Here is a 10,555-nt window from a genome sequence, read left to right as displayed (position 1 = left end):
GTAAAGCAAAGAAGCTAGATGGGAGTCGGGCTGCCCGTAAAAGCCCGATTGGTGAAGGCTAATAATCAGTGAGGGATGGATAAAACCCTCACTGATTATTAGCCTTCACTTTATTTTACCTTTATATGTCTGAATTTTCAATAAATGTATGTTGAGAAATAAAAAACGCTATATGCATATTTACATATTTTTAGCGGATATATGTATGCTATCATTTCAAATGAAGGATCGCTTTCTGCTTAGAAGGCTCCTACATTGCATGAATCTAGTGTACCCAAACTTTAGATTATGTAGGGAAAAGAGATCCGTTATAGGGTTTCTTTTCTTTTGTTTGAATCATGTGATGGTAAATATGTTTCCGCATTTCATAATTATCATCAGTGATATATGTAAGGCATCCATATGAAAATACGAGGCTGTTCAAGAGTTTTCCGTACTTTTGGACAGCCTCACCCCGTTAAAAAGGTGATACTTTGATGTATCACCTTTTTATTTGTATAAGCTTTTTGTTTATAGGGATGTTACATACTTAAAAATAATAAAAAACAGCCGATTTAGTAGAAGGAACCTACAAAATGGCTGTTTTTTTATTATAGTTGAGTTAAAATAATTGGCTCGCCACGAGTGACAACAACTGTATGTTCACATTGTGCAACAAGACTTTTATCTGGTGTAACGAATGTCCAACCATCATCACCGCGCTCAATAATGTGATCAGCTTTCATAGAGATAAATGGTTCTACAGCGATAACAAGACCATCTTTTAGAAGCGCATTATCCATTGGATCATAGTAGCTTAAAATATGATTTGGAGCTTCGTGTAAGCTAAGGCCAATACCGTGACCAGTTAAGTTTTGGATTACGTTATATCCACTTTTATGTGCAAAGTTAGAAACAGCACGACCAATTTGATTTTGTTTTGAGCCAGCTTTTACTTTTTTCATTGCTTCCCAAAAAGAGTCTACTGCTGCTTGGCAAAGTTTTTCTTTTTCTTCATCTTCTCCAAGAACAAATGAGATACCTGTATCTGCATAATAGCCGTCAAGTGCTGCCGATACGTCTACGTTTACTAAATCGCCTTCTTTTAATACGCGATCGCTTGGAATGCCGTGAGCAACTTCTTCGTTTACACTAATGCAAGTTACACCTGGGAATTTATATTCTTTTTCAGGCGCTGAAATAGCACCGTTCTCGTCTAATACTTTTTTACCAATTAAATCAAGCTCTTTCGTTGTCATACCTGGCTTCGCTTGTTTTTTCATTTCTTCGCGTGCAAGTGCAACGATGCGGCCGATTTTTCGTAAACCTTCTAAATCTTGTTCATTACGAATAATCATGAAAACCACTGTCCTTCCTCGAATATATGTCTTATCCGATTGTATCATGTTTATTTTTGTACTGCTACTCGTCGCGTGAGGTATGCGGGTTGATTCCTCTCATAAAGAATACATGACAATTGTCATATGGATGTCATGACGCATCATACTGTTTCCTAAGTTTTCCAGCGCATACAATGTAAATATAAGAAACGGCGGGGGTGGAGAGATGGAAAAGATTATTGAAGTAAATGGTGTTTCTAAAACATTTAAACATAAAAAAGCAGTAAATAACGTTTCATTTCATGTGAATAAAGGGCAAATAGTAGCATTGCTTGGCCCGAATGGTGCAGGGAAAACAACGACAATTTCGATGATGCTCGGGTTAAAAGATCCAACAGAAGGGAATATCTCTATATTTGGAAAGAGTCCGAAGCATAGAGAGGTTCGCAATAGCCTCGGCGCGATGCTGCAAGAAGTAAGTGTGATTGATAGCATCACGGTAGAAGAGGCAATCGAGTTATTCCGTAGTTATTATACGAATCCTGTAGAGAAAGAAACATTACTGCAGTTGTCAAACTTAGAACCAGAAAGAAAGCAAAGATGTGAGAAATTATCGGGCGGTCAAAAAAGAAGGTTAAATTTTGCGCTGGCACTTGCAGGGAATCCAGACTTGTTATTTTTAGATGAACCAACTGTAGGGATGGACATTACATCTCGAAAAACGTTTTGGGAAACGATTAGAAAATTAGCAAGTGAAGGGAAAACGATTATTTTAACAACACATTATTTAGAAGAAGCGGATGCGTTAGCAGATCGAATTTTATTATTTGCGAACGGAAAGATTATCGCAGATGGCACACCGGATGAGATGAAAGCGACGATTTCTCGAAAAACAATCTCGTTTTATTCGAAAGAGAAAATTCCTAAGAGTTTACTAAAGGAATTACCGCATGTAACAGAAGTACAGTCAAATGAAGGGCGCTTCACTTTAACGACGGAAGATACAGATGCCACTTTACAAGCAATTTATCAGAGGAATCTACCTGTAACAGACGTTTCAGTTGAACGTGGAAGCCTCGATGAAGCATTTGAACAGTTTGTTGCAAATCAGAAGGAGGGAATCGCATGAGAGCATTATGGATGCAATGTAAAATAGAGGTTTTACGTACGTTCCGCAATAAATTATTCATCTTTTTCTCATTATTAATGCCAGTTATGTTTTATTACATCTTTACAAATGTTGTTCAGGTCCCGCAAAACGGAGATGCTTGGAAAGCACATTATTTAATTTCAATGGCGACTTTCAGTATTGTAGGGACTGCCCTTTTTAGTTTCGGTGTGAGACTTTCTCAGGAGAAAGGGCAAGGATGGACACATTTGTTAAAAATTACACCGCTTCCAGAGGGCGCATATTTAGCAGCTAAAATTATTGCTCAAACAGTAGTGAATGCTTTTTCAATCTTAGTTATTTTTATGGCAGGAATATTAATTAATAACGTTGAGTTAACGATAGGCCAATGGATTGGTGCAGGATTATGGTTATTACTAGGCGTGACACCATTTTTAGCTCTTGGAACAGTAATAGGTTCAATTAAGAAGGCGGATGCAGCTGCTGGCTTAGCGAATATTTTAAATATGAGTCTAGCTGTAATCGGTGGATTATGGATGCCAATTGAAGTATTCCCGAAAATTTTAAGATCTATCGGTGAATGGACACCAACATATCATTTCGGAAGCGGTGCATGGGATATTGTAGCTGGAAAGTCGATTGGCTGGGAAAATATCGCGGTACTAGGAGGTTATTTCCTTATATTTGTTGTAGTATCAATATATATAAGAAAAAGACAGGAAGCGGTATAAATGATAGAGAATAAAAGGTTTGAAGTTTTTCCGAAACAGATGGGTTTCTTCCCGTATATGTGGCTCGTGTATTTATTATTTCCAATCTATAATTTAACACAAGTATCAGGATGGAAGCTTGTAATAGGGATCGGTATGTTGATAGTCTTCACCGTCACATACCGGCAGCTTTATTTTGTTAAGAAAACGTTCATTTTGTGGGCGTGTATTCAAATGATGCTCACATTCTCATTTGCTCTATTTTATAATCCCTTCATGATATTGTTTGGATATTTCACGGCGAGTGCGATGGGATTTGCGCCAAGTAAGAAAGCGTTTCGTGTGCTGTTAGGTTTATTAGTTGTAATGCTTGGAGCTTTTATATTTGTAAATGTTAATCAACTAACAATCCCGAGTTTAGTGAATATCGTTCCGATGTTTATTTTAATGCTTCTTACGCCATTTGGAATGCGTAATTTTAATCAAAAAAAGATGTTAAAGAATCAACTAAACGAAGCAAACGAACAAATTAAAGACTTAGTAAAACGTGAGGAACGGCAGCGAATTGCAAGAGATCTTCATGACACATTAGGACACACACTATCTCTTATTACTTTAAAAAGTCAGCTCGTGGAGAAATTGATTGTGAAGAACCCAGAACGCGCAAGTATAGAGGCGAAGGAAATTACACAAACATCTCGTACCGCTTTAAAACAATTGCGCGAATTAATTTCTGATATGCGTATGATTACAGTGGAAGAAGAACTTGAGCAAATAAAAGTGATTTTACAAGCAGCAAATATCGAATTAGAAATAGAACAAGAGGCGAGCGCGAGTTCGTTATCACCAATTGAACAAAATATTTTAGGAATGTGTTTACGTGAGGCAGTGACCAATGTTGTAAAGCATAGTAAGGCGACGCGGTGTATGGTCTCTGTATTAGAATCACAAGGTGAGTTGATTTTAAAAGTGGGAGATAATGGTGTTGGGTTAGAGGCTCAAAATAGTGATGGAAATGGTATTCGTGGTATGAAGGAGAGAATTGCACTTATTGATGGATTAGTTGAATTGGATACGATTAATCCCGGGACGCTGTTAACGGTGAAAGTTCCAATTGTAATTAGAACAGGAAAAGATGAGGTGAGGGCATGATTCGAATTATTATTGCAGAAGATCAACGGATGCTTCGAGGTGCGTTAGGAGCCCTGCTTGATCTAGAAGATGATATTGAGGTAATTGGGCAAGCTGCGAACGGTGAAGAGGCGTTAAAATTAATCGAATCGCTAAAGCCGGATATAAGTATTATGGATATTGAAATGCCGATTCAAAGTGGTTTAGATGTGGCTGAAATTTTAAAAAAAGAAAAATCCTCTTGTAAAGTAATGATTTTAACAACATTTGCACGACCGGGTTATTTTGAAAGAGCGATGAAAGCTGGTGTACACGGATATTTATTAAAGGATAGCCCAAGTGAAGATTTAGCTTCAGCAATTCGTAATGTCATGAAAGGGAAGCGAGAGATTTCTCAGGAGCTAATGTTTGGCTTATGGCAGGAGCAAAATCCGTTGTCAGATCGTGAAAAAGAAGTGCTTTTACTTGCGAAGGAAGGAAAGACTGCAAATGAAATTGCGAAGGCACTTTATCTTTCTCCTGGCACAGTTCGTAATTACATTTCTGAAGTATTAACGAAGCTCGATGCGAAAAATAGGATTGAAGCAATTACAATTGCAGAAGAAAAGGGATGGATATAAAAAGAAGTTTACCTAAGAGTGGTAAACTTCTTTTTTCTTATAAACAAGTATTTCAATAGAGAGTTTCGTCGCAGTCGCATAGCTCAGAATTTGAAGTATATCGCGTAATTTAGATTTTACTTCATTTTTCGACAAAAAATTTGTTATAGTAAGATTAGGTTGTTGGTCTAAATTTTGGACAACTTTACCACTAACAGTTGTAATTACTCCATTTTTATCTACTTTTACAATAAGATCTTGGCCATATACTTTATAATTTTTGTAAGTTTGTGCAAGGCGAACTTCGGTTTTATTTTCTTTTGTATCTTTATTTGTAGGTTGGGAATCTACATTCATTTCAGTTGTCACTCACTCTTGTTGAGCTTTAGCCTCATTTATCTCACCCTTTAAATACTTTTTCGCCATATATTTTTGTATCATTTTGAGGTTGTGTTAATTTTTAAATCGTTAAACTAGGCTGAGCAATTTCAACGTTTACTTCATTTCTATCTAGTTCTTGGGTGTGAATAGCTTCTGCTGATAAAGGATAAAGAAGACCGAATGTAACGAAAGCACGGGCAAATTTTCTATAATTTATCTATAAAATTACTAGTCTATTATATTATGTGAGATGGATTGTATGAAAAATTCGCCGAATTTTATATATATTATGCATTATTTCATATCAAAAATTGTCGAATTCACATTATTGTAGTGGTATGACAACTCAAAAAATTAGATTGTTATAATGGGATGGTGAGTAAGTATGCACGCAGAAAAACTAGGAAGTGAAATTAAGAAAATTAGGGTGATGAGAGGATTAACACAAAAGCAGTTATCCGAGAACATATGTCATCAATCGGAAGTGAGTCGAATTGAATCGGGCGCGGTATACCCAAGTATGGATATATTGCAAGGTATTGCAGCGAAGTTACAAGTTCCCATTATTCATTTTTATGAGGTACTCATTTATTCTGATATTGAGAGGAATAAGCAATTAAAAGATCGAATTATTATGCTTTGTAAGCAAAAGAAATATAAAGAAATTTATAATAAGGTATGGAATGAGTTGAAAAAGGAAGAATATCATCCCGAGCTTCAGCAATTTCTTCAATGGCAATATTATGTAGCTGCTTACATATTGAAAAAAATCGATTACGAATATTGTATTTTAGAATTAAAGAAATTGCTCAATCAACAATTGGCAGGAATAGATGTATATCAGAACCTTTATATTGAAAACGCAATTGCAAACATTTACGCTGAAAATGGCTATTTTAAGAAGAGTATTGAGTTATTTGAAAATATATTAAAACAATTAGAGGCATTACATGATAATAAAGAGTTTGATGTGAAGGTGAGACATAATCATGCAAAAGCATTATACTTAGACAATCAATACGAAGAAGCGCTTTGTCACGCAAATAAAGCCATTGAACTATCGTGTCGAATTAATAGTATGACATTGATTGGACAGTTATACTATCGAAAAGGTGAATGCCTAGAAAAGATCGAGTGTGATAGAGCAGAAATTGAAGATGCTTACGAAAAAGCGTGCTTCTTTTTCGATATATTAGGAAACCATACGTTAAAAGAATCAATTATAAAAAAAATGAAGAAATAAAAAAAACAAAAAACAAATATGCATAATTGCATACGGTATGGATAAATTTTCATGATATATTTAAAGAAAAAATGCGGGTGATGGAATATGAAAAAACTACTTATTGGTAGTCTATTAACGTTAGCGATGGCATGGGGTATTTCATTAGGAGATACAGTTTTAGAGAAAAATCAAGTAATTTCTTATAATGATCAAGAGATACAAGTAGCTTCAGATGTACCTTTTGAGTACTAAAAAACAACCGTCTTACTTAGACGGTTGTTTTTTTGTGGAGTAACATCCAAACGTCTTTACTAGAAACCGGTTTACTAATAAAGAATCCTTGAATGTGGTCACAATTTTGTTTATGTAAAAATTCCCATTGTTCCTCTGTTTCTACACCTTCAGCAATAACTTCTAAATTTAGTTCTTTTGATAGTGTAATAATGGAAGCGATAATCGCTTCTTCTAAAGGACTATTTGTAATACCACAAATGAATTCTCGAGCAATTTTTAATGTGTTGATTGGATATTTTGTTAGATAGGCTAAGGAACTATAACCTGTTCCGAAGTCATCAATTGAAATTTGGATACCGAGATTTTGAAGTTCTTCTAGTTTAGCAATTACAGAATGATTTTGATTAATCGCGATACTTTCTGTAATCTCAATATCTAACGCTTCTGGTTTTAGTTCTGTTTCTTTCAAGACTTTTGAAATAGTTGATATTAAATCTGCGTGATTAAATTGAACAACAGATAAATTCACACCAACTTTTAAGTGAGAAAAGCCTTGGTTATGCCATTTTTTTGCTTCCAAGCAGGCTGTATGTAAAATCCAATTACCAAGTTCAATAATAAAGCCTGTTTCTTCTGCTAGAGGAATGAATTGGACAGGTGATACAATTCCGAGTTTGGGATGTTTCCAGCGAATTAACGCCTCAAAGCCGATAATTTGTTTTGTTTTTGTATTTACTTGCGGTTGATATTCAAGGAAAAATTCATTTTGTTGTAGTGCTTTTGAAAGTTCACCTTCAAGGAAGTGTATTTCGTTTTGCGCAATACTTATTTCTTTTGAGAAGAAAATGAATCTATTTTTTCCATTAGCCTTTGCTCGATACATAGCCATATCTGCATTTTTCATTAATTCGGTTACGTCAGTTCCGTATTCCGGATACATTGCAATTCCAATACTCGGTGTAACAGAAAGTTCTTCATCTTTAATGAAGTAAGGCTTATTTAAGGTAGTTAAAATTTGTTCAGCTATAAAAGAAGCACTTTTTTCGGAGTACATATCTGGTAATAGAATCGTAAATTCATCTCCGCCTTGGCGGGCAACGATATCTTTTGAACGCAAACATCCACGTAATCTTTTTGCTACTTCAATTAATAATAAATCCCCGACATCATGGCCGAGTCGATCGTTAATTTTTTTAAATCGATCTAAGTCGAGGAATATGACCGCAACGTCATTAGTGTTGTTTTGAGCTGTATTTAAAATCGTTTTTAAATCTTTTTCGAATTTCCGGCGATTTGGTAGTCCTGTAAGTGCATCATGGAAAGCCATATGCTCTACTTGCTTTTGTTTTTCATATAAAGTTGTAATATCACGTGCTATGCCGAACATCCCAACAACTTCTTTATTTATGAAAGTAGGGATGAGTGTAATGTGAAGGTAATAGTAGTAGCCTTCTTTTTCTTTTGTACGAACCTCTAAAGTTTGTGGTCTACCTTCTTTAGTTATTTGTAAAGCTCTCTTTAGTAGATCATGGTCTTTTAAATCAATAAAGTGTAGAAGGGAATAGCTTTCGACTTCACAATAGTAGGCAGTAAATAAGCTTTCACAAGCCATATTAGATTGTTGAAAAATTCCGTTCATATTTAAAGAAAAAACAGCATCAGGATGATCTTCGAATAAAGATTTATAACGTTGTTCACTTTTTGATAGGGCAGATGCACCTTCTTCGACTTTTCCTTCTAGTTGTGTAGTCAACTGTTCGTACGTATCGATTAATGCTTGATTATCTTTCCACATGTAAAGTTGTCGTAGGAATAATAAGATTAGTGATAATACTAGACCGATTAGCATGAACTTATCATCCCAAGGTTGAATAACAATAAAGGAAAAAGTAATGATTATACTAAAATAAGGTAATATAAAGCGTACATAATCAAATCGATAATATTTCATTTTCGTTTTATGTTGCATTGGTTTATCCAAAATGTAAAGTATGGACGATAAACCAATTAATAAAATTGAGGCAGTATGTATTAAATAAGAGACTTCAGAAGATGTTTCCATACCTAAGTTTATCTGAAGTAAGTGTATATATCCGTAAACAAGTATGATAGTAAAGCCGATAATTAATGATATTCTACTAGAAGAATACCGTTCTCTCCTATATAGGCTAATAACGGCGTAAATTACTAATGATTGTGCGATAAAATACCCAATCAAAAGCCACATGTCCTTCGTCAACATACGAAAGCTGGAAATATCTAAAATAAAGGTTAAGGTAAAATAAATATTCATAATAATAATGAATATGCTATCGAATGAAAATTGAGCAAGACCTCTAATGGAGTAATGTTTTATAAACTTTATAGCAAAGCCAGAAAAGAGCAAAATATATTGTATGATGAAAAAAGGTAGTGCTTTATATGAGAATATAACTTGATCATAAATAGAAAGTGCATGAAGAAATAAAGTTATTTCCATAGCTAGTCCACATAGGCAAGTACATAGTAGTAAAACCCAAAATAGTTTGTCACCGTGCTTCATCTTCTTAATTGATTTATATAAGCAATAGCAAGAAAAGATTGCAGCAAAACAAAATAAGAAGAGAATTCCAATTTCTTTTATATTTAAATCCTTAGGAATAAGGAATACCCAAAGAGAAAATATAATTATATACATCATGACAAATTGTACATATTTTTTCTGATTAATCATATTATAACTCCGTTTCAATAAAGTTGAATCTCAGGGGAAAAATGCTAATTTAAATAATAGCATATAAATTGGGGTATTTTTCACTATAGGAATTACTTTTTTTTGAAAAAAATAGCGCAACGTTACAAATTACCATTGTAACGTTGCGCCATTTTTTCTTTTTATTCCCCTTATAGAAGAAATTTCATCTATTAACTGAATAAGTGCTAAATCCTTTTGTTTACTTTCAATCATAATATCGAAATTATGATCAATTTTTTTTGCAATGTGTAAAAAAGGTTTAATAAAGTCTAAATCAATGTAATCTGAGTGGGCCCTAAATTCTTTTTCTGATTTGGGAGAAGAAATATGAACTTTAGGAGGGACCTTTGTATGTGACCAAGTTTTAAATATCATAGGAAGTAATTCTTCTAGCGGTTCATTACAAAGGTTCGCTATGTGATGATGATAATCGAACACGAAAGGGATTTTTTCTTTTTGACAAATAGCCAAAGTTTCAGAAGTTGTATATGTTTTATCATCATTTTCAAGAGTCATTTGTCTTTTTATATGGTAAGGGAGTTTTTGTATATTTTCATGAAAACGTTCGATTGCCTGCTCCTTATTTCCATACGCGCCACCTACATGGATATTAATGTAGGAAGAATCTGCAATTCCCATAGCATGTAACACGTTATAATGATAGGTCATATCTGTAATTGCATTAGTTGTAATATGTGGTTTGTCGCTTGTAAATAGTGTAAATTGATTTGGGTGAAAACTTACGCGTAAATTGTGTTCTTGAATTAATGCTCCTATTTTACGCCATAGTGGAGCAAATATTTGAATGTAATCAAATTCAACTTCAGGATGTGTTGCAAGCGGAACGATAGAAGATGATAAACGATATAATGGAATTTCGTGTGCAATATTGTAATGAAGGATGCGTATTGTATGTTCTAGATTTTGTAGTGTGACATTATATAATTTATCTTCACGCTCTTGTTTTTTTAGTTTTTGCCAGCTTGTAAATGTCACTGTTTTGGCAGGCGAACAGTCCCATAATGCCATAGCATGTGAGACATATCCAAATCGCATTATCATATGTGATGCACCTCTTTAGCTCTTGAAATTT

At 34.3% G+C, this 10,555-nt stretch carries 10 protein-coding genes; 6 read left to right on the top strand and 4 right to left on the bottom strand.

Annotation, left to right across the window (positions count from 1 at the left end):
- Nucleotides 1-590: 590 nt before the first annotated feature.
- Complete coding sequence (gene map / locus KI356_RS11970) at nucleotides 591-1,385, bottom strand: type I methionyl aminopeptidase (protein WP_078179533.1); 795 nt, start codon at nucleotides 1,383-1,385, stop codon at nucleotides 591-593.
- A 160-nt stretch (nucleotides 1,386-1,545) separates the two neighbouring features.
- Between map and KI356_RS11965 the strand changes: the two genes are divergently transcribed.
- Genes KI356_RS11965 through KI356_RS11950 form a run of 4 tightly spaced genes read left to right on the top strand, consistent with a single transcriptional unit; the run spans nucleotide 1,546 to nucleotide 4,909 of the window.
- Entirely contained in the window at nucleotides 1,546-2,448 is a 903-nt protein-coding gene (locus tag KI356_RS11965) for an ABC transporter ATP-binding protein (protein ID WP_212935512.1), read from the top strand.
- Nucleotides 2,445-3,179 carry an ABC transporter permease gene (locus KI356_RS11960; RefSeq protein WP_016093649.1) on the top strand — a complete coding sequence of 245 codons (735 nt, stop codon included), beginning with the start codon at nucleotides 2,445-2,447 and terminating at the stop codon, nucleotides 3,177-3,179. Before KI356_RS11965 ends, KI356_RS11960 begins: the two co-directional genes overlap by 4 nt.
- Nucleotides 3,180-4,310 (top strand): sensor histidine kinase, encoded by a 1,131-nt coding sequence (locus KI356_RS11955; RefSeq protein ID WP_212935511.1) that lies wholly within the window; start codon nucleotides 3,180-3,182, stop codon nucleotides 4,308-4,310. It begins immediately after the preceding gene.
- Nucleotides 4,307-4,909, top strand: coding sequence for a response regulator transcription factor (locus KI356_RS11950; RefSeq protein ID WP_050000807.1), 603 nt, complete (start codon nucleotides 4,307-4,309; stop codon nucleotides 4,907-4,909). Before KI356_RS11955 ends, KI356_RS11950 begins: the two co-directional genes overlap by 4 nt.
- 12 nt (nucleotides 4,910-4,921) lie before the next feature.
- On the opposite strand, the gene KI356_RS11945 is transcribed toward KI356_RS11950, so the two are convergent.
- On the bottom strand, nucleotides 4,922-5,245 hold the full coding sequence (locus KI356_RS11945; protein ID WP_002123733.1) for a bacillolysin: 324 nt from the start codon (nucleotides 5,243-5,245) through the stop codon (nucleotides 4,922-4,924).
- A gap of 409 nt (nucleotides 5,246-5,654) precedes the next feature.
- Here KI356_RS11945 and plcR point away from each other — a divergent pair, with 409 nt between their 5' ends.
- Both plcR and KI356_RS11935 read left to right on the top strand, forming a co-directional pair.
- Nucleotides 5,655-6,512 (top strand): transcriptional regulator PlcR, encoded by an 858-nt coding sequence (gene plcR, locus KI356_RS11940; protein WP_212935510.1) that lies wholly within the window; start codon nucleotides 5,655-5,657, stop codon nucleotides 6,510-6,512.
- Nucleotides 6,513-6,599: 87 nt separating this feature from the next.
- The gene (locus tag KI356_RS11935; protein ID WP_000734736.1) at nucleotides 6,600-6,746 is read left to right on the top strand and encodes a quorum-sensing peptide PapR; all 147 of its coding nucleotides are present in this window, start codon (nucleotides 6,600-6,602) and stop codon (nucleotides 6,744-6,746) included.
- A 16-nt stretch (nucleotides 6,747-6,762) separates the two neighbouring features.
- Here the strand turns inward: KI356_RS11935 and KI356_RS11930 are convergent, their stop codons facing one another.
- Together KI356_RS11930 and uvsE are read right to left on the bottom strand one after the other, a co-directional pair.
- Complete coding sequence (locus KI356_RS11930) at nucleotides 6,763-9,441, bottom strand: DUF4084 domain-containing protein (RefSeq protein ID WP_212935509.1); 2,679 nt, start codon at nucleotides 9,439-9,441, stop codon at nucleotides 6,763-6,765.
- A 129-nt stretch (nucleotides 9,442-9,570) separates the two neighbouring features.
- Nucleotides 9,571-10,524, bottom strand: a complete 954-nt coding sequence (gene uvsE / locus KI356_RS11925) for a UV DNA damage repair endonuclease UvsE (protein ID WP_212935508.1) — start codon at nucleotides 10,522-10,524, stop codon at nucleotides 9,571-9,573.
- Nucleotides 10,525-10,555: the final 31 nt, after the last annotated feature.

Source organism: Bacillus hominis (assembly GCF_018332515.1).
Taxonomy (GTDB): Bacteria; Bacillota; Bacilli; order Bacillales; family Bacillaceae_G; genus Bacillus_A; species Bacillus_A hominis.
The sequence above is the reverse complement of the archived record's forward strand: the minus strand, read 5'-3'. Positions and strand labels throughout refer to the sequence as shown.

Bases quoted from the DNA above. Each gene is read 5' to 3' on its own strand.
- KI356_RS11945 (WP_002123733.1), bottom strand. From the start codon at position 5,245: ATGAATGTAGATTCCCAACCTACAAATAAAGATACAAAAGAAAATAAA.
- KI356_RS11955 (WP_212935511.1), top strand. From the start codon at position 3,180: ATGATAGAGAATAAAAGGTTTGAAGTTTTTCCGAAACAGATGGGTTTC.
- KI356_RS11965 (WP_212935512.1), top strand. From the start codon at position 1,546: ATGGAAAAGATTATTGAAGTAAATGGTGTTTCTAAAACATTTAAACAT.
- KI356_RS11950 (WP_050000807.1), top strand. From the start codon at position 4,307: ATGATTCGAATTATTATTGCAGAAGATCAACGGATGCTTCGAGGTGCG.
- KI356_RS11930 (WP_212935509.1), bottom strand. From the start codon at position 9,441: ATGATTAATCAGAAAAAATATGTACAATTTGTCATGATGTATATAATT.
- KI356_RS11935 (WP_000734736.1), top strand. From the start codon at position 6,600: ATGAAAAAACTACTTATTGGTAGTCTATTAACGTTAGCGATGGCATGG.
- map (WP_078179533.1), bottom strand. From the start codon at position 1,385: ATGATACAATCGGATAAGACATATATTCGAGGAAGGACAGTGGTTTTC.
- KI356_RS11960 (WP_016093649.1), top strand. From the start codon at position 2,445: ATGAGAGCATTATGGATGCAATGTAAAATAGAGGTTTTACGTACGTTC.
- uvsE (WP_212935508.1), bottom strand. From the start codon at position 10,524: ATGATAATGCGATTTGGATATGTCTCACATGCTATGGCATTATGGGAC.
- plcR (WP_212935510.1), top strand. From the start codon at position 5,655: ATGCACGCAGAAAAACTAGGAAGTGAAATTAAGAAAATTAGGGTGATG.